15 protein-coding genes are annotated in these 18,178 nt (G+C 69.7%); 8 read left to right on the forward strand and 7 right to left on the reverse strand.

The genetic code is table 11. The features are described from left to right. The 3 genes from ACTHNC_RS17935 to ACTHNC_RS17945 form a co-directional block, all read left to right on the forward strand. The coding region (locus ACTHNC_RS17935; protein WP_440295992.1) for a transglutaminase TgpA family protein at positions 1–2,269 on the forward strand (2,269 nt) is incomplete at its 5' end. A 53-nt stretch (positions 2,270–2,322) separates the two neighbouring features. Next, positions 2,323–2,928, forward strand: coding sequence for a zinc-ribbon domain-containing protein (locus tag ACTHNC_RS17940; RefSeq protein WP_440295993.1), 606 nt, complete (start codon positions 2,323–2,325; stop codon positions 2,926–2,928). A gap of 104 nt (positions 2,929–3,032) precedes the next feature. Beyond that, positions 3,033–6,011, forward strand: a complete 2,979-nt coding sequence (locus ACTHNC_RS17945) for an FtsK/SpoIIIE domain-containing protein (RefSeq protein ID WP_440295994.1) — start codon at positions 3,033–3,035, stop codon at positions 6,009–6,011. Positions 6,012–6,029: 18 nt separating this feature from the next. Here ACTHNC_RS17945 and ald read toward each other — a convergent pair whose 3' ends face one another. Both ald and ACTHNC_RS17955 read right to left on the reverse strand, forming a co-directional pair. Then, positions 6,030–7,145, reverse strand: coding sequence for an alanine dehydrogenase (gene ald, locus ACTHNC_RS17950; protein ID WP_440295995.1), 1,116 nt, complete (start codon positions 7,143–7,145; stop codon positions 6,030–6,032). Positions 7,146–7,263: 118 nt separating this feature from the next. Further along, positions 7,264–8,283, reverse strand: a complete 1,020-nt coding sequence (locus tag ACTHNC_RS17955; protein ID WP_440295996.1) for an asparaginase — start codon at positions 8,281–8,283, stop codon at positions 7,264–7,266. Between the two features lie 149 nt (positions 8,284–8,432). Here ACTHNC_RS17955 and ACTHNC_RS17960 point away from each other — a divergent pair, with 149 nt between their 5' ends. Then, the gene (locus ACTHNC_RS17960) at positions 8,433–8,903 is read left to right on the forward strand and encodes an OsmC family protein (RefSeq protein WP_440295997.1); all 471 of its coding nucleotides are present in this window, start codon (positions 8,433–8,435) and stop codon (positions 8,901–8,903) included. A gap of 5 nt (positions 8,904–8,908) precedes the next feature. On the opposite strand, the gene ACTHNC_RS17965 is transcribed toward ACTHNC_RS17960, so the two are convergent. The 3 genes from ACTHNC_RS17965 to ACTHNC_RS17975 all read right to left on the reverse strand — a co-directional run bounded on the left by ACTHNC_RS17965 (position 8,909) and on the right by ACTHNC_RS17975 (position 11,370). Next, entirely contained in the window at positions 8,909–9,700 is a 792-nt protein-coding gene (locus tag ACTHNC_RS17965; RefSeq protein WP_440295998.1) for a lysophospholipid acyltransferase family protein, read from the reverse strand. Positions 9,701–9,776: 76 nt separating this feature from the next. Continuing rightward, complete coding sequence (locus ACTHNC_RS17970) at positions 9,777–10,694, reverse strand: hypothetical protein (RefSeq protein WP_440295999.1); 918 nt, start codon at positions 10,692–10,694, stop codon at positions 9,777–9,779. Positions 10,695–10,782: 88 nt separating this feature from the next. Then, on the reverse strand, positions 10,783–11,370 hold the full coding sequence (locus ACTHNC_RS17975; protein ID WP_440296000.1) for a ClpP family protease: 588 nt from the start codon (positions 11,368–11,370) through the stop codon (positions 10,783–10,785). Positions 11,371–11,534: 164 nt separating this feature from the next. On the opposite strand from ACTHNC_RS17975, the gene ACTHNC_RS17980 reads away from it, so the two are divergent. After that, complete coding sequence (locus tag ACTHNC_RS17980) at positions 11,535–11,909, forward strand: helix-turn-helix domain-containing protein (protein WP_440296001.1); 375 nt, start codon at positions 11,535–11,537, stop codon at positions 11,907–11,909. A gap of 52 nt (positions 11,910–11,961) precedes the next feature. Here ACTHNC_RS17980 and ACTHNC_RS17985 read toward each other — a convergent pair whose 3' ends face one another. Further along, positions 11,962–13,296 carry an aminotransferase class III-fold pyridoxal phosphate-dependent enzyme gene (locus ACTHNC_RS17985; protein WP_440296002.1) on the reverse strand — a complete coding sequence of 445 codons (1,335 nt, stop codon included), beginning with the start codon at positions 13,294–13,296 and terminating at the stop codon, positions 11,962–11,964. 120 nt (positions 13,297–13,416) lie between these two features. Between ACTHNC_RS17985 and ACTHNC_RS17990 the strand changes: the two genes are divergently transcribed. Both ACTHNC_RS17990 and dxr read left to right on the forward strand, forming a co-directional pair. Continuing rightward, a complete protein-coding gene (locus tag ACTHNC_RS17990) occupies positions 13,417–14,412 on the forward strand; it encodes an FKBP-type peptidyl-prolyl cis-trans isomerase (protein WP_440296003.1) in 996 nt (331 codons plus the stop codon). A 43-nt stretch (positions 14,413–14,455) separates the two neighbouring features. Beyond that, positions 14,456–15,544 carry a 1-deoxy-D-xylulose-5-phosphate reductoisomerase gene (dxr, locus tag ACTHNC_RS17995; protein ID WP_440296004.1) on the forward strand — a complete coding sequence of 363 codons (1,089 nt, stop codon included), beginning with the start codon at positions 14,456–14,458 and terminating at the stop codon, positions 15,542–15,544. A gap of 34 nt (positions 15,545–15,578) precedes the next feature. Here the strand turns inward: dxr and ACTHNC_RS18000 are convergent, their stop codons facing one another. Then, on the reverse strand, positions 15,579–16,490 hold the full coding sequence (locus tag ACTHNC_RS18000; RefSeq protein ID WP_440296005.1) for a DsbA family protein: 912 nt from the start codon (positions 16,488–16,490) through the stop codon (positions 15,579–15,581). A gap of 214 nt (positions 16,491–16,704) precedes the next feature. Between ACTHNC_RS18000 and ACTHNC_RS18005 the strand changes: the two genes are divergently transcribed. Next, entirely contained in the window at positions 16,705–18,093 is a 1,389-nt protein-coding gene (locus ACTHNC_RS18005; protein ID WP_440296006.1) for a M50 family metallopeptidase, read from the forward strand. Positions 18,094–18,178: the final 85 nt, after the last annotated feature.

Raw genomic sequence — 18,178 nt, forward strand, 5'->3', positions numbered from 1 at the left:
GGCGTGCGTCGCCGCGTTCTGGCCGGTGTACCAGAACACGGACTTCGTGGTCATGGCCGTCGGCGCGATCGTCGCAGGAACAGCCGTGGCGACGTGCGGCGTGTTCCTGCGCTGGTCCACCATGGTCACCACGCTCGTGGCGCTCGGAGCGTTCCTCGTGCTGGGGGTGCCACTCGCCGTTCCGGGCGAGACGCTGTGGCGCGTGGTACCCACTCCGCAGGGTCTCCTCGACCTCGTCACCGCCCTGGCACTGAGTTGGAAGCAGCTCGTGACGATCACGGTTCCGGTCGGCTCGTATCTCACGCTGCTCGTGCCCGCCTACGTTCTCGCGTTCGCCGGCGCGGTCGTGTCCGTGACGGTGGCGTTCCGCTCCCGGGTGCCCGAGCTCGCGCTCGTCCCGCCGCTCGTCGTCTTCACCCTGGCGATCGTGCTCGGTTCCGACACCACCGCGGTCCCGCTTCCGCTCACCGTCGGCGTGGCCGCGCTGAGCGTCGGCTGGCTGATCTGGATGCGCCGCCGTCGCCGCGTCTCCCGCCTGGTCTCCCTGGCCAGTGAGCACGCCGACGGGGTCCGCCGCAGCGAGCGTTCGCTCGCTGCCGCGCGATCGGTCGGCATCGCGGTGCTGGCCGTGGTGCTCGCCCTGATGGCCGCGGCCGGCGCCTCGTCCGGCATCCCGCCCGTGGCGGCGCGAACCGTCGCCCGTTCGACGACCACGCCGCCGTTCGATCCCCGCGACTACCCGAGTCCGCTGTCCGGTTTCCGCTCCTACCTCGAACCCGGCGAGTCCGGCGACGCGCTGTTCACCGTCGACGGCATCGGAGACCTGCACCGGCTGCGCATCGCCACCATGGACGCGTACGACGGCGTCGTCTACTCGGTGGGCACGCAGCCGGGGGACTCGGGCGCGTTCGCCAGGGTGCCCGACACGCTGACCCTGCCGGAGGCATCCACTCACGCGAAACAGCGCAGCGAGACCATCGAGGTGACGATCGACGGTCTCACGGGGCCCTGGCTTCCCACATTCGGCGACCTGCGCAGCATCTCGTTCGGCGGAAGCACGCCCGATGCCCTTCGCGACGGCTTCTACTACAACGCCACCACGGCGACCATGGCGGAGGTCTCGAAGCTGACGAGCGGTGACTCGTACCGCATCACCGCCGACGTCACGCCCACGAAGACGATCGCGGAACTCGCGAAGGCGCGCCCCGGCGACGCGGTGCTGCCGACGCTCGATGCGGTGCCCGCCCGCCTCGACGACACGCTGCACCGCTACGAGGGCGACGCGGCCAGCCCGGGCGCGAAGCTGGCGGAGGCGTTGAAGCAGCTCGCCGACACCGGGTACATCAGCCACGGCATCGGCAACGAGGTGAAGAGCCTCTCCGGTCACGGCGCCGACCGCATCGACGCGTTGCTCGCTGCGCGCCCGATGGTGGGTGACCAGGAGCAGTACGCCGTCACGGCGGCGCTGATGGCGAGGCGCATCGGGTTCCCCGCCCGGGTCGTTCTCGGGTTCTCGGTGCCGCAGAAGGCGAGCGGCGACAGCGTCACGATCACCGGCGGGGATGTGACCGCCTGGATCCAGGTGCAGACCGCGCAGGACGGCTGGGTCGACGTCGACCCCAACCCGCAGGTTCGGCCGATTCCGCAGAAGAAGCCCGACGAGCCGAAGCAGATCTCCCGACCGCAGTCGATCGTGGAGCCGCCGAAGGACAACGTCCAGCACGAGCAGAACCCGCCACCGCAGTCGCACGTCGCCCAGGAGCACGACAACCGGATGCCCGCATGGCTGAGCATCCTGCTCGCCGTTCTCACGGTGCTGGGCTGGATCGTGCTGATCGCCGCGCTCGCCGCGTCGCCGTTCCTTGCGGTGATCGCTGCGAAGTGGCGCAGGAATCGGATGCGACGATCATCGCGCGTTCTCCCGCGGGGACGCATCTCGGGCGCGTGGCGGGAGTTCGCCGACAACGCGGTGGACCACGGCTACCTGCCGCCCCGTGCGGCGACCCGCACGGAGGTCGCCCAGGCCGTCGGCGGTCCCCGGCCCGTGCTGCTGGCGGCGGTCGCCGACCGGTCGGCGTTCGGCCGAGCAGAACCGACGGACGACGACGCGGACCAGGTCTGGAGAGCGGTGGACGAACTGCGCCGTGACCTCGACGGGCGCACCACCAGGTGGGGCAGGCTGCGCGCCCGGATCTCACTTCGCTCACTGGGCGGCTACCGTGGAAACAACCGCGGAAAGGGCGCGGCCCGCGGAAGGAAGCCGCGCTGAGGATGTCCCGATCGGGACAGGCAACTGAGGATGCGTCGCGTAAGGAGGTCGCGGTGAACTGTGCATCATGCGGTGCTGCGCTGCCGGAGGGTGCGATGTTCTGCGGGAACTGCGGGCGGGCGGTGGGCGCCGTCGTCGTTCCGCGCGACCGCGTGGCCGATCCCCGGCCAGGCGACACCACGATCCTTCCTCCGCAGTACCGGGCGTCGATGCGCGCGGCGACGTCGGTCGAGTCCACCGAGGCCGCCTCGACTCCGTCGACCGCCGGGGCGCGTTCCACGCCTGACGCTTCAAGGCCTCCCGAGTCGGATATCCCGACGAGGCCCATCCCGCCTGTGCCGTACGTGCTCTCGTTCTCGACCGGGGAGCGGGTGGTCGTCGTCGGTGTCGGTCTGCTCGGTCGCCGTCCGTTCGCGCAGCCGGGGGAACGCTTCGATCAGCTCGTGTCCATAGCCGACCATGAGCGTTCGGTGTCGAAGACGCACCTCGAATTCGGCGTGGAGAGCGGCGACCTCTGGATCTGCGACCGCTACTCCGCCAACGGCACCGTCATCATCCCGCCGGCCGGTGGCCCGCATCGCTGCGAGCCAGGTCGCCGCTACCGCGTCCCCCGCGGTGGACGCGTGGAGATCGGCGACCACTGGTTCGACGTGCGCTGAGCCTCGATCGCCTCCGTCCGTCCCCAGGCAGCGCTCGGCGTGACCCATGCACGGATGTCCGGAAGAGGCGCTTCTGACCTCGCCGGATCGGCTGCACTGGATGGATGCCAGCCACTGACCCGACCATCGGCGAACCGCTCACGCTGCCCAGCCATCCCGCGGCTCCGCCGAAGACACCGTTCCCGCTGCTCGCGGTGCTGGCGCCGCTCGTCGGCGCCGCCGTGCTCTTCGCGATCGTGCGATCGCCGTACATGCTCGCGTTCGCCGCGCTCAGCCCGGTGATCGCTGTCGCGAGCACCATCGACGGCCGTCTCTCGGCGCGCAGACGACGGCGAGCGGCTGCCCGTGCCTATGCCGCCGACGTCGAGCGTTTCGCCGCCGAGGTCGAGGCCGCGCACGACAGGGTGCGAGCAGTGCTGCAGTCCCGCCACCCCGCAGCGGCCGCACTGCTGAGGGATGCGACGCATCGGCCGCGTCGCTGGACCGAGCCGAGTGAGCGGTTCGCTCAGGTGAGGGTCGGCAGCGGCGCTCTGCCGAGTGCCGTTCCGGTCTCGGGCGCGGCAAGCTCTCGCGAGGACCGGGAGCTGCTGGCCGGATCGCGGATCATCGACGGGGCGCCGATCGTCGCGGACCCCGCAGCGGGCATCGGCCTCATCGGCGTGCGAACCGTCGCACGGGCGGCGCTGCGCGGGCTCGTCGTCCAACTGGCGCACGCGCATCCGCCTGGCATGCTCGCGCTGGCGGCGCCGCCGGGGGAGGCGTACGACTGGCTGGACGACTATCCGCACGGCGCTCATCCGCACGACGAGCCCTTGCGGCTGCGCATCGTCGACGATGCCGCCGAGGAGGATGAGCGCGTGATCTCGGGGGCCCGAGCGCCAGGGCGTACCGCCGGAGACATCCCGGTCGTTCCGGCACGTGGCGTCGCGTCGACGGGAGTGACGACTGCGGTGTTCGCCGTCGCCGACCGCGTGGACGAGCTGCCGGCAGGTTGCCGGGTGGTCGCCGCCGTCGAGGCCGACGGCACCATCACCGTCCTGTCCCCTCCTGAAGCGGTCGGCGGGCTGCGGGGCGAACTGGTGACCGCGCAGGAGGCGGCCGCGTTCGGCCGCGAACTCGCGCTGACGGCGCGGACTCGCGGCGTCGGTGTCGGCACGCCGCTGCCAGGCGCAGTACGTTTCGCCGACCTGGTTCCCGCTGAACACAGCGGCGACGGGCCGGCGGGTCTGCCCGCGGTGGTGGGTGTCGCGCCGCCGGGCCCGCTCGTGCTGGATCTGGTGGCATCCGGTCCGCACGCCATCGTCACGGGAACCACCGGAAGCGGCAAGAGCGAGCTGCTGATCACATGGGTCCTCGGGATGGCAGCGCTCGCGCCACCGGAACGCGTGGGCTTCCTCCTCGTGGACTTCAAGGGAGGCACGGCGTTCCAACGACTCACGGCGCTGCCGCATACCGTCGGAGTCGTCACCGACCTCGCACACGGAGAAGCATCGAGAGCGCTGAAGAGCCTCCGCGCCGAACTGCGCAGGCGGGAGTCCGAGCTCGCAGGCCTCGGGGTATCCGATATCGCCGACGCGGCCGACGGTCTGTCCCGGCTGATCATCGTGGTCGACGAGGCGGCCGCCATGTTCGCCGCGTTCCCGGAGCTCGGCGAACTCTTCTCCGACCTCGCCGCCCGAGGCAGAGCTCTCGGCGTTCACCTCATTCTCGGCACCCAACGGGCGACCGGTGTGCTCAGTGACGCGTTGATCGCCAACTGCGCCCTCCGCGTCTCGCTTCGGCTGGCCTCCGACGCGGACAGCACCGCGCTGCTCGGCACGGACGCCGCCGCCCGTCTTCCGCACAATCAGCCCGGCCGCCTCGTGGTCTCGCGCGACGGTGAGCTCCTCACCGCGCAGGCGGCAACGACCGAGCCGGGTGACGTGGATGCCGTGGCCCAGGCGTACTCCGGCGCCAGTAGGCCGAGCGCACCGTGGCTGCCCGCGCTGCCTCCGCGGATCCCGCTGAGCGCGTTCGGGCAGGCGCCGCCGGGCTCGGTGGTGATCGGCGCACGAGACGACCCGGACCACCAGCTGCAGGAGGGCATCCTCTACCGGCCGGAGAACGCGCATCTTCTCGTGCTGGGCGTGCGCGGATGCGGAAAGTCCACGGTGCTGCGCGTCATTCGCGCGCAGTGGGCGGGCGAGGTCATCGTCGTTCCGTACGACATCGAGGGCGCGTGGGACGCTCTCGAGCGTGCCGAGTCACTCCTGCACGGCGAAACGCGGGACGAATCATTGCCGGCCGACGTCTCCCTGGTGCTGATGGATGACGTGGATGCCCTGCTCGAGCGGTTCGACGACGAGCACCGAGACGCAGCTACGGAGCGCATCCGCTCGCTCCTGACCGACGGCCCACGTGCCGGCATCGGTGTCGTCTGCACGGCGGCGGTGCTTCCGAGCGGGCTGCGCAACGTGCACGGACGGTTCGGAGAGCGACTGCTGCTGCGTCACGCCGACAGACAGGAGCACGTGCTCGCCGGTGCCCCGGCCGATCTCTTCGACCCGTCGGCTCCGCCGGGTCGTGGGGTCTGGCGCGACAAGGCCGTCCAGGTGGCGCTCGTGAACGAGCCCGACCTCGGAGAGCAAGCAGCGAGGTCGGCGCAGGCCGCTCCGCCGGTGCTGGAGTTCCCCACCCGGTCGATCACGCTCGTCGTCGCGCGCTCGCCGGGCACGGTGGCGAGCCGGTTGCGACACGCGGTTCCCGGACTGGACGTCATCGATCTCACCGACCCCGCCGGCGCTTCTCGCGCAGCAGACGCCTCGCTCATCGGCCACGATGCGACGAGCACGGCAACCGGTGGTCTGACCGTGGCCGAGCGGGCGCGGTCGACCGCGATCATCGGCGATCCGGATGCGTGGCAGTCCGCGTGGTCGCTGCTCGGCCGCCTCCGGCCGTCGGCCACCGTCGTGTTCGACGGCTGCACCCTCGCTCAGGTGCGCGCCGTCTTGCACGCCCGCATCCTGCCGCCGGCCACGCTGCCCGGCCACCTGCTCGTGTGCGACCAGGCGTTGGACTTCAGCAGGGCGAGGATGCCGTCATGAGCCGCGTGGGACTCGCGCTCAACCGAGCACCTCCTCCAGCGGCGTGGTCGCCACGCCGTTCGCTTCGGCGACGCCGGCATTGGTGACAGCGCCACGGGCGACGTTCAGCCCGAGGGCGAGCGAATGGTCCGCCTTCAGAGCCGCCTGCCAGCCGTTGTTGGCGATCGCACGCAGGTACGGCAGCGTCGCATTGGTGAGCGCGTGCGTCGACGTGTGCGGCACGGCCCCCGGCATGTTGGCGACGCAGTAGAACACGGTGTCGTGCACGCGGAACGTCGGGTCGTCGTGCGTGGTCGGGTGCGAGTCCTCGAAGCAGCCACCCTGGTCCACCGCGATGTCCACGAGAACGCTGCCCGGGTGCATCCTGGCCACCATGTCGTTGCGCACGAGCTTCGGTGCCTTCGCACCGGGCACGAGCACCGAGCCCACGACGAGGTCCGCCTCCAGCACGGCCCGCTCGACCTCGAACGCGGTCGACGCGATGGTCTTGATGCGGCCCGCGTAGTGCGCGTCGAGTTCGCGCAGCCTGCCGACGTTCGTGTCCAGCACCGTCACGTCCGCGCCGAGGCCGACAGCGACCGACGCCGCGTTCGTGCCGGCGACGCCGCCGCCGATCACGACGACCTTGGCCGGGTAGGTGCCGGGCACGCCGGGAACGAGCAGGCCGGAGCCGCCCTGCGGCTTCAGGAGCGCGTTCGCGCCGACGATGGGAGCGAGCCTTCCGGCGACCTCGCTCATCGGGGCGAGCAGCGGAAGCGAACGGTCCGCTCGCTGCACGGTCTCGTACGCGATCGCGGTGACACCGGAATCCATCAGGGCCTGCGTGAGCCCGGGCGCTGCAGCCAGGTGCAGGTACGCGAACAGCACGAGTCCGTCGCGGAAGTAGCCGAACTCGCTCTCGATCGGCTCCTTGACCTTCAGCAGCAGTTCGGCGCTCTCCCACGTGCTGGCGGCATCCGGCTCCATGATGGCGCCGGCGTCGGAGTACGCCGAGTCGGGAATGGACGAGCCGTCGCCCGCTCCGGACTCCACATGCACCTCGTGTCCGTTCGCGACGAGGTCGTGCACACCGGCCGGAGTGATCGCCACCCGGTACTCGTTGTTCTTGATCTCGCGGGGAATGGAGATTCTCATCGTCTTCCTTGTCTCTTGCCTTGACGGACCTCATCGGTCCGCCCGCGGTCTCCCTTGACCGCGAAGCCTCTGGGCTCGCCCAACCCCGGCCGAAGCCAGCGCGCGCCGCCCGCACGATTCAGACCACGGGACGCAGCCGCCCGACCGGGGCACCGCCCCCGAGGATCGTGGTGTCGGCACCGTCGAGAGCGGCACTGGCCGCCGCCGCGTCGACGGCTCCCGCCTTCACCAGCAGACCGACGGCCGCCACCCGCGCGGCCGGCACGCTGCCGTCGAGCACCTTCACCGCGACGGTCGTGCCGTCCGACGCGGCCATCGTCATCACGCCGTCGGCACCGGCCTTGGCGTAGCAGTCGAGCGTCTCCATCAGCACCGTGTCCGGTCTGCCGTGCCCGGAGATCGCCCATGGATGCTCGCGGGCGCTCCTGTGCACCCACGCGGCGTTCCGGAACAGCGCGAACGGCGACTGCTCGGACGCGGTCGCCAGACGCTGGATTCCGCGGGCGAGTCCGGCGAGCGTCACGGCGAAGACCGGCGCGCCGCACCCGTCGACCGCGACGTGCGAGACCTTCTCACCGGTGAGCCGCTCGATGACGTCTCTCACGTGCTGCTGCAGCGGATGCCGTTGGTCGGTGTAGTCCGCCGTGGTCCAGCCGCTGGCCGCGCACGCGGCGAGCATCCCGGCGTGCTTGCCGGAGCACTCCATGTAGATCGACGCCGGGGCACCGCCGGAGCGCAGCACCTCGTCCCGCGACGCGCGGTCGGCAGGCAGCGCGGGCGGGCAGCGCAGGGCCGTCTCATCGAGGCCGGCGTCGGCGAGGATCCGACGCACCACCTCGAGGTGCTCCGCCGTGCCGGCATGGCTGGCAGTGGCCAGAGCGGTCTGCACGCCGTCGAGCCGAGCGCCTGCTCCGATGGATGCCACTGCCTGGAACGGCTTGAGGGTGGATCGCGCGAGGATCTCGGCGTCGGGGGAGCCGAGCGAGAACATCCGCTCGCCGTCCGGAGAAAGCACGACGGCCGAGCCGACGTGCCGGTTCTCCAGGAACCCGCTGCGGTCGGCCACGGCGAGTTCGACGGCCGCCGACGCTTCGAAGGTGCCACCGACTAGACGCGGGGCACGCAACGAATCGCTCATGGTGATCCGAGTCTAACGAGGGCCCTGCGACGGATGTTTGCGGTGGGCCGGTCGATCCGTGCGATCCTCGCGCGCCCGACGGCGGAGTGTGCGATGAAGAGCTGCGCGACCGGGATCACGTGCGGTGCGGATGCGGCAGAGTGGTGCACATGAACGTCGACCACCACTACGCGCTCACCCTCGAATGGACCGGGAACCGCGGCAGCGGCACGAGCGGGTATCGCGACTACGGCAGGGACCACGTCGTGAACGCCGAGGGGAACCCGCCGATCGAGGGCTCCAGCGACCGCACGTTCTTCGGCGATGCCGAGCGGTGGAATCCGGAGGAACTCCTGGTCGCGGCTCTTGCCCAGTGCCACATGCTCAGCTACCTGCACGTCGCCCAGCGCAACGGGGTCGTGGTGACGGCGTACACCGACTCACCGACCGGGACGATGACGACCACATCGGACGGCGCAGGCCACTTCACGTCCGTGACGCTCCGGCCCTCGGTGACGGTCGCCGACGCCGAGCAGGTCGATCTGGCGCAGAGTCTTCATGCCGAAGCGTCGAAGCTCTGCTTCATCGCCGCATCCGTGAACTTTCCGGTCGGCCACGAACCGAGCACGACCGCTCAGTAGCGAGCTCAGGCGGCGGGTTCCTCAGCCGGCGCCTCGTTGTAGACGCCCGCCTCCGTCTGCCCGCTGAGGCGCTGGATCTCGGCCATGATGGCATCCGTCGCCTGCCGTCTGGCCTTGCCGCTGGATGCCGGTCCGAACGTCGAGACATCGATCGGCGTGCCGAACGCGACGGTGACCTTGGCGAACGCCGGCAGCTTCGAACCGACCGGCTGCAGGCGCTCGGTTCCGATCAGACCGACCGGTACGACGGGTGCGCCGGTCGTCAGTGCAAGCCAGGCGACACCGGTGCGTCCGCGGTAGAGGCGTCCGTCGCGGGAGCGGGTGCCCTCCGGATAGAGGGCGAACGCGTTGCCGGACTCCAGGATGCCCTTGCTGATCTCCAACGCGTCCTGCGCATCTCGTCCGGCTCCTCGTCGAACGCCCACTGCGCCGATCGCGGTGAAGAACGTGCGGCTCACCCAGCCGCTCACACCGCGGCCCTCGAAGTAGTGCGACTTCGCGAGGAACTGGATGCGCCGGGGCGCGACCACCGGGATCACGACGCTGTCGATGAACGAAAGGTGGTTGCTGGCGAGGATGACGGCGCCCGTTTTCGGCACGTTGCGCCTGCCGATCACACGGGGGCGGTAGAGCAGCCGGGCGAGCGGCCCGATGACGAACCGGCCGAACGCGTACACGGCACCGGCTCGCGGACGGCGTGCGTTCGGTGCGGCCTCCCTGGAGCGGGACAAGACGGGTATTCCTGTCGCGGCCGCTTTCGGAACGATCATGGACTCCGGCCGCGACAGTGTGGTCATGCGGTCGACACTACGTCCCGGCGTATAACCGGTGCGGAATGCCGCAGTCGCACCGCGTGGCCGCGGCGCCCCGGCATTACAGTCCGGTGCGGGGGTCCGGGAAGCACCGTGCACCGCCCACGAGGTTCAGGCAAGCGGGGAACCGATCAGGCACGAGTTGTGTAAGGGGCGAGCCGAACCACTGCTTGTAGAGCCGCCAGAAGTTGAGGTTGCCGAAGGTGGAGCACTGACTGGTCGTCCCCGGATGCCGCAGCGTCTCCAGCGACGGCTGGTAGGGCGTGTAGTTGTACAGGTTCGCCGTCGCCTGGTCGCGGATGTCCACCACGCTCGACCCGCACCCGGGGTCCGGGTGGAACTGAATCGGCACCTTGCCCACGTGATAGCGCCACGAGGCGGCGTCGACCGTGTACTCCCGGAACTGCCACGCCGCGTTGTACACCTGGTTGAAGAACCCGAAGTACTGCGCGTCGCACGCCGCCGTGTCGGGGCACGCGTATCCAGTCGCCCGCTGATACCCGGCCGCGCTCGGGCGCGTGAGCAGGGACTGCTCCTTCTGCAGCAGGACGAGCAGCACCTTCGGGCTGATGCGGCACGCCTGCGCCACCTTGACGATGATGGTGCTGGCCAGCTCGGATGACGCGCCGCGGTAGGGCGCGCAGCGCGCGTACTCCATCGGCACATCGGGCGTGTCCTGCCGGTAATCGGACAGGCACGGAGAACCATCCGCGGGGACGCACGCCCGATCCTGCAGAAAGCGCTGCACCTGCGGCTGCGTCATGCTGTCCGCGTTGTAGAACGCCGCATCGCTGATGATGTACCCAGGCCGGAACACGGCGTCCGAAGGCGGCCGGTCCGCAGGCTTCGGCACCACCGCGACGAGCACGAGGAAGACCACGACGGCGACCGCTGCCGCTGCGACGATCGCAACGTCCGCAGGCGCGGCATTCAGCACCCATGCACCCGCGCGCTCGGATTCGCGGCGGCGTACGGGCATCCATTCACCCTAACGGCGCGCGTCGCCGGCCGGGTCCGGCTCTCGGGCGAACGGAAGCTCCCGCTCGGTGGATGCCTAGAGTCGCGGCCTAGGACCGGCTCAGTCCGGCGAGCACCTCCTGCGACGAGATCAGGCCGTCGACGAAGCCGTAGTCGACGGCCTCCTCCGCGGTGTACCAGGCATCCCGGTCGCCGTCGCGCAGGATCTCCTCGACGGTGTGCCCTGTCTGCTCAGCGGTGAGCCTTGCCATCTCGTTCTTGAACTTGACGATCTGCTCCGCCTGCCTGCTGATGTCGGCGGCGGTGCCGCCGAATCCGCCGTGCGGCTGGTGCATGACGACGCGGGTGTTCGGCAGCACGAACCGTTTGCCCGGAGTGCCCGAGCTCAGCAGGAACTGGGCCATCGAGGCGGCGAAGCCGATGCCGACCGTGACGATGTCGGGCGAGACGTAGCGCATCACGTCGTAGATGGCGAAGCCGGCCGTGACGGAGCCGCCGGGGGAGTTGATGTACAGCTGGATGTCCCGCCGCGGGTCGGTCGCAGCGAGCAGCAGGAGCTTGCCGCAGATCTCGTTCGCGATCGCGTCGTCCACCTCGACGCCGAGGAAGACGATGCGGTCCTCCAGCAGACGGTCGAAGACCTGTGGTGGCGGTGCGGCGGTCGTGGTGTCGGTCATGTGCTCCTCCTGAAGCTCGGTGATGCGATCCATCGTGGCCAGGCGCGCGGCCCGGAGCGCCCGGATTCTGCCCGCGGCTACTTCGCCCAGAGCAGAACCGCATACCGCTGCTGCGGCGCCTCCCGCGCGTAGCCTGAGAGAACGCACGAGAGAGAGGAAGGCCGATGCTGCTCAGGCACGCCGTCGGGTCGGCGATCCGCCGACTGCGACTCGCCAAGGGGATGACGCTGCGTCAGATGTCTCAGGCGTCCGCCATCTCGCTGCCCTATCTCTCCGAGATCGAGCGAGGACGCAAGGAGCCGTCCAGCGAGATCATCCAGACGGTGTGCGTCGTGCTGGGCATCACGCTGCGTCAGCTGATGCGCGAGACCGACGTCGAACTGGTTCAGGCTGACGGGCGCATCGCGCCCGTGCTCGACCTCACCGCGCGCAGACGTGAGGCCGGTTCGTCGCCGGCGGCACCGGCATCCGTCCGCATGCCGCAGGCCGACTCGCCGCACACGATGCGCTCGAAGGGTGAGCGCCTCCAGGTCGCTTAGGCGGACTGCGCCGCTCTGCTGCTGTTAGGCGGACTGCGCCGCTCTGCTGCTGTCAGGCGGACTGAGCCGCGAGCGCCACCTCGATCACGCCGGCCGCGTCGTCGATGAGCTCCTCGCTGATCACGAGCGACGGCATGATGCGCAGCACGCTGTCCCAGCTGCCGGAGTCCAGAACGATCACGCCGTTGCTCGTCGCGTGGCGAAGGATGCCCGTGAGCGCCTCAGGATTCGGCCGCCGCGTTCCCGGAACCACCAGCTCCACGCCCCACATGGCGCCCTTGCCGCGCACCTCGCCGACCACGCCGAACCGCTCGGCCCAGTCACCGATCCTCGCCTGCAGTGCACGCTCGACGCGCTGCGCCTCGCCGATGAGGTTCTCGCTCTCGATCACCTCGAACGTGGCGAGGGCCGCGGCAGTGGAGACCGGATTGCCGCCGAACGTTCCGCCGATGCCGCCGGGCTGCACGGCATCCATGATCTCCGCGCGTCCGGTCACCGCCGCGAGCGGGAAGCCGCCAGCGATGCCCTTGGCGCTCGTGACGAGGTCGGGTACGACCCCGAAGTGCTCGATCGAGTACCAGGCGCCGGTGCGGGCCATGCCGGCCTGGATCTCGTCGGCCACGAAGACGATACCGTTCTCGCGGCAGTACTCGGCGATGCGGTTCAGGTAGCCGTCCGCCGGGATCACGATGCCGCCGTCGCCCTGGATCGGCTCCGCGAAGAACGCGGCGATCTCGCTCGGTCCGATGTGGGTCTCGATGTAGTCGATCGTGCGGGCGGCGGCCTCCTCGCCGCTCAGGCCGTCCTTGTACGGGTAGCTGCCCGGCACGCTGTACAGCTCACCGGGGAACGGGCCCATGCCGACCCGCTCCGGCCACGGGCGATACGTCATCGCCATGGTGAGGTTCGTGCGGCCGTGGAACGCGTGCTCGAGCGAGACGATCGCGCGCCGGCCGGTGTACTTGCGGGCGATCTTGACCGCGTTCTCCACGGCTTCCGCGCCGGAGTTCACCAGGATCGAATGCTTCTCGAAGTCGCCCGGCGTCACCTGCGCGAGCTTCTCGGCCACCCGCACGTAGTTCTCGTACGGCGTGACCGTGAACAGCGTGTGGGTGAGCTTGTTCGCCTGCTCGAACGCGGCGGCGGCCACGGCGGGATGCGCGTGCCCGATGGTCGTCACGCCGATGCCGCAGCCGAGGTCGATGAGCCGATTGCCGTCGACATCCACCAGGATCGCGCCCGAGGCGTGGTCCATGTAGATGTTCGCCAGCGTGCCCGCGCCTCGGGAGACGGATGCCTCGCGGCGGCTCTGCAGCTCCACGGAGCGGGGCCCGGGAAGCGGGGTCACGACGGCACGGTTTTGCGGCACGGAGAATTCGCGAGGCATCCCACCATCGTACGGTGGCGATCGGCGCACCGAGCGCCGCTGCACGCCATGCCTCCCAGCGCAGGCAGAGGCGAGTGGTGCACACTGAAGTGCCCCCGTCCTCTTTCAGAAAGCCTTGTCGTGCGCCTGAAGATCCCCGCCGTACTCGCCGTCTCCGCCGCAGCCCTGCTCCTCGCAGGATGCACGAGCTCAGGCACCTCGGGAAGCACGGCCTCGCCATCGGCGACCACGGGTTCCGCCTCGAAGGCGTGCAGCGCTCCGAAGTCGGGCAGCGTGTCCGACGCCGTCAAGGTCACCGGAGACAAGGGTGCAGAGCCGACCGTCACGTTCAGCAAGCCGCTGAAGGCGACGGACACCGAGCGCAGCTACGTGAGCAAGGGCGCCGGCGCGGAGGTGAAGAGCGGCTCGACCGTCGACGTGGCCCTCGTCGCGTACAACGGCACGAGCGGAGCCAAGCTGACGAGCAACGGCTATGCCGGAAGCGCGACGATTCCGATCACGGTCGGCGACTCGACGATGATCCCGGGTCTCACGCAGGCCGTGGAGTGCGCCCCCGTCGGCTCGCGCCTGGTCACCACGGCGACGGCGAAGTCCGCGTGGGGCGGCGCCGACCCCTCCACGGTCGGCAGCCTGAAGAGCACGGACACGGTCGTGTTCGTGGTGGACATCCTCGACGCCGTGCCGACGAAGGCGAACGGAACGCCACAGCCGGCTCAGGCCGGCTTCCCCACGGTCAAGCTCGCCTCCGACGGCAAGCCGACCGTCACCATCCCGAAGAGCCTCACCGCGCCGACCGAGACGAAGGTCGAGGTGCTCAAGAAGGGCAACGGCGAGACCGTCGCGTCCGGCGACTCGGTGACGGTGCAGTACCAGGGCGTGAACTGGCGAACCGGCAAGGTGTTCGACCAGAGCTGGGGCCGGGGGCTCTCGACGCTGCAGACCTCGCAGGTCGTGCCCGGATTCGCGAAGGCACTCATCGGACAGACGGTGGGCTCCCAGGTGGTGGCGGTCATCCCGCCGGCAGACGGATACGGCTCCGCTGGGCAGTCGCAGGCGGGCATCAAGGGAACCGACACGCTCGTCTTCGTGATCGACATCCTGCAGACCCAGCGTTAGCTCGCACTCCGGCGGTCGATTCGGCCGCGGCTACGATGAGCGGATGCGCAGGGTACTGATTCTGGGGTCCACCGGCTCGATCGGAACCCAGGCGCTCGACGTCATCCGTCGCAACCCCGACCGGTTCGAGGTGGTGGGGCTTGCGGCAGGCAGTAACCGCGACGCGCTCGCCGCGCAGGCCGACGAGTTCGGCGTGGAGAGCACGGCGCTCGGCGCCGCGGACGCGCAGCGGCTCGTGCACGACGTCGAGGCTGACGTGGTGCTCAACGGCATCACGGGTTCCGTCGGGCTCGGTCCGACGCTCGCAGCGCTCGAGACCGGCGCGACGCTCGCCCTGGCGAACAAGGAGTCGTTGATCGTGGGTGGCGAGCTGGTCACCTCGCGGGCTCGGCCAGGCCAGATCGTGCCCGTCGACTCCGAGCACTCCGCCATCGCGCAGGCGCTCCGGGCGGGGGAGAAGGGCGAGGTGCGCAGGCTGGTGGTCACGGCATCCGGCGGTCCGTTCCGGGGACGCAGCCGTGCCGGACTGGCCGGGGTCACGCCTCGGGAGGCGCTCGCCCACCCCACCTGGAACATGGGCATCGTCGTGACGACCAACTCGGCGACGCTCGTGAACAAGGGTCTCGAGGTGATAGAGGCGCACCTGCTGTTCGGAGTGCCGTACGACCGGATCGACGTGGTCGTGCATCCGCAGTCCATCGTGCACTCCATGGTGGAGTTCGTGGACGGCTCGACCATCGCCCAGGCGTCGCCGCCCGACATGCGGCTGCCGATCTCACTCGGGCTCGACTGGCCGCGTCGGGTTGCGGGTGTCGGCACACCGCTGGACTTCACGAAGGCCGGGCAGTGGACGTTCGAGCCCGTCGACGAGGATGCCTTCCCCGCCCTCGCCCTCGCCAAGCGAGTGGGACGAGCGGGAGGCACCTTCCCCGCGGTGTTCAACGCCGCCAACGAGCAGGCGGTCGCCGCGTTCCACGCCGGGCGGCTCGGCTTCCTGGGCATCGTCGACACGATCGAACGCGTCGTGGACCAGCACGAACCGCCGGACACCCTCGACCTGCACACGCTCGCCGAGGCGGAGCGGTGGGCACGGGAGCACGCCGACGCCGTCATCGCGGCTCGGTCGGTCTGACCCGAGGGCTGAGTCGACCGCCCCCGGCCGTCACCTACTTCGTCGCGGTCGGCGTGGGGGTCGGGGTCGGGGTGGACGTCGACGACGAACCGACCGTCGACTGCACGAACGAGGCGAACGCCGTCGCGTCGGTGAGCGAGCCCTGATACTGCTTGCCGTTGACGATCACGGTCGGTGTGCCGTTGAACGTGGCGACGCTGGAGTTGGGCAGCTTCTGCGTGGTCGCGCGCTTCGTCGCCGCGTTCAGCCAGTCCGAGAACCGGGTGTTGTCCACGCACTTGGTGATGGCGCTGGAGCTCACACCTGCGCTCTTCAGGATGGAGAGGATGGTGGAGTTCGGCAGACCTCCCGTGTTCTCCTTCGGCTGCTTCGCGTAGAGCGCGGTGTTGACGGCGAGGAACTTGTCCGGATCGTAGTTGGCGACGCACGATACGGCGTTGCCGGCGCGAAGCGGGTATCCGCCGTTCCCGGCCGAGGCGAGGTAGTTGAGCGGATGGATCTCCAGCTGCGCGAGCCCCGCGTCGAGCCACTGCTCGATCTGCGTCATGTTCGTCTGCTCGAACTCCTGGCAGTACGGGCACTGCAGGTCTTCGTAGATGGTGATGTACGCCTTGCTCGACGTGTCGGACTGCGTCGTCGGCGTCGGCTTCTCACCCGGCTGCAGAGCAGGCGTGCGCACCGCCTTCGTCGACGACGTGAACACGATGCCGTCGCTGACCATGTTCTTCGGGCCGGCGGATGTCTGCCCCTGCGGAATCGAGTTCACGATCACGAGCGCGACAACGGCCAGTACCGCCACGATGACGACCGCGACGGAGCCCTGGATCCACCACCGGCGACGGCGCGCCTTCTTCGCGGCTTCCTCGCGCATGAGTCGCGCGTGTTCCCGAGCAGCCTCTCGGCGGTCCTTCTTGCTCGGACCGTTCGCACCGCGGCCAGTAGCCATCTGCCGTCCTCTTCGTCAGGGGATCAAGAAACGCCTCGACAGCCCCAGAACGCGCAGACAGAGCGCGGCGGGCGGTCGGCATCTCACCCTAACGTGGCGGGGCTATGCGTTTCGTGAGGAGTCGCCGGGAGGTCACGGCGAAGGGAGCATGGGAGTGCCCGGACGGGCCGTCCTCGCGGTCGCCGCTCAGGACCGCGTGACTACCATTTCGTACATGTCATCCGTGCTGCCCTTCCTCGTCGGCGTGCTGATCTTCGTGGTCGGCCTCGCCGTCTCGATCGCGCTGCACGAACTCGGGCACCTCACGGCGGCCAAAGCGTTCGGCGTCAAGGTCACGCAGTACATGATCGGCTTCGGCAAGACCGTGTTCTCGTTCCGCAGGGGCGAGACCGAGTACGGCGTCAAGATGCTGCCCTTCGGCGGCTACATCGCGATGATCGGGATGTTCCCGCCCAAGCATCCGGGAGAAGCGCCGCGGGATGCCTCGACCGGCTTCTACAACTCGCTCGTGCTCACCGACGGCGCCGTCGGTGCACCGGCGGCAGAGCGCGCGCAGCAGCGTCGGAGCGTGCTGGGCACGATGGCAGAGGAGGCCAGGCAGGCAAGCGCCGACACGATCCCGCAGGGCGAGGAGCACCGCGCCTTCTACCTGCTTCACCCGTTCAAGCGCATCATCGTGATGCTCGCGGGGCCCTTCATGAACCTCGTGATCGCGTGCGTGCTCATCGTGATCATGCTGTGCGGCATCGGTCTGCCTGGTCCGAGCACCACCCTGCAGACCGTGTCGGAGTGCCTGAAGCCCGCGTCGTCGACCTCCACGACGTGCGGGGCATCCGACCCCGCATCACCGGCGGCCGCCGCCGGACTGAAGCCGGGCGACAGGATCGTCTCGGTCGGCGGCACCACGATCACGAGCTGGGACCAGTTGTCGACGACGATCCAGGGCTCGGCGGGACGCACTCTGCCCGTCGTCGTGGAGCGCGACGGCAAGGATGTGAGGCTGCAGGTCACGCCGAAGAAGACTCAGGATCAGGTCACCGACCAGGAGACGGGCCGCACGGTCACGAAGGACGTCGGCATGATCGGCATCACGCCGACGAACGTCTTCCAACCGCAGCCGCTCGGCACGGCGATCAGTGCGACGGGTCAGCAGCTCGGTCAGGTCACCGGTGTGTTCGTGAATCTGCCGGAACGCATGGTGGGCATCTGGAACGCGGCGTTCGGAGCCGGCGAGCGGTCGGCATCCAGTCCGGTGGGCATCATCGGCGTCGGCCGCATGGCTGGTGAGATCGCGGACAGCTCCACGTATGCCTTCGTATCGAAGATCCAGTTGATGCTGAGCCTGCTCGCCTCGCTCAACCTCGCGCTCTTCGTGTTCAACATGATCCCGCTGCTGCCGCTCGACGGCGGCCACATCGCGGGCGCCGTCTGGGAGTGGATCAAGCGCGGCTGGTTCAAGGCGACCCGGCGCTCGAGCTCGCCCAAGCCGGTCGACATGGCCAGGCTCATGCCGCTCACCTACGCGGTCATCGTCGTGCTCGGCGCCATGAGCCTGCTGCTCGCCTACGCCGACATCGTGAAGCCGGTCACCCTCCCCGGCTGACGCCGCCGGGCGGTGCGTCGTCGTTGACAGGGCGCCACCCGGGGACGACGATGCCCCTGTGGTGCCGATGGCGGCGCCGGAAGGG

The sequence above is a fragment of the Humibacter sp. genome, from assembly GCF_051954055.1.
GTDB lineage: Bacteria > Actinomycetota > Actinomycetes > Actinomycetales > Microbacteriaceae > Humibacter.

Bases quoted from the DNA above. Each gene is read 5' to 3' on its own strand.
- ACTHNC_RS18005 (WP_440296006.1), top strand. From the start codon at position 16,705: ATGTCATCCGTGCTGCCCTTCCTCGTCGGCGTGCTGATCTTCGTGGTC.
- ald (WP_440295995.1), bottom strand. From the start codon at position 7,145: ATGAGAATCTCCATTCCCCGCGAGATCAAGAACAACGAGTACCGGGTG.
- ACTHNC_RS17980 (WP_440296001.1), top strand. From the start codon at position 11,535: ATGCTGCTCAGGCACGCCGTCGGGTCGGCGATCCGCCGACTGCGACTC.
- ACTHNC_RS17955 (WP_440295996.1), bottom strand. From the start codon at position 8,283: ATGAGCGATTCGTTGCGTGCCCCGCGTCTAGTCGGTGGCACCTTCGAA.
- ACTHNC_RS17945 (WP_440295994.1), top strand. From the start codon at position 3,033: ATGCCAGCCACTGACCCGACCATCGGCGAACCGCTCACGCTGCCCAGC.
- dxr (WP_440296004.1), top strand. From the start codon at position 14,456: ATGCGCAGGGTACTGATTCTGGGGTCCACCGGCTCGATCGGAACCCAG.
- ACTHNC_RS17985 (WP_440296002.1), bottom strand. From the start codon at position 13,296: ATGCCTCGCGAATTCTCCGTGCCGCAAAACCGTGCCGTCGTGACCCCG.
- ACTHNC_RS17975 (WP_440296000.1), bottom strand. From the start codon at position 11,370: ATGACCGACACCACGACCGCCGCACCGCCACCACAGGTCTTCGACCGT.
- ACTHNC_RS17960 (WP_440295997.1), top strand. From the start codon at position 8,433: ATGAACGTCGACCACCACTACGCGCTCACCCTCGAATGGACCGGGAAC.
- ACTHNC_RS17965 (WP_440295998.1), bottom strand. From the start codon at position 9,700: ATGACCACACTGTCGCGGCCGGAGTCCATGATCGTTCCGAAAGCGGCC.
- ACTHNC_RS18000 (WP_440296005.1), bottom strand. From the start codon at position 16,490: ATGGCTACTGGCCGCGGTGCGAACGGTCCGAGCAAGAAGGACCGCCGA.
- ACTHNC_RS17970 (WP_440295999.1), bottom strand. From the start codon at position 10,694: ATGCCCGTACGCCGCCGCGAATCCGAGCGCGCGGGTGCATGGGTGCTG.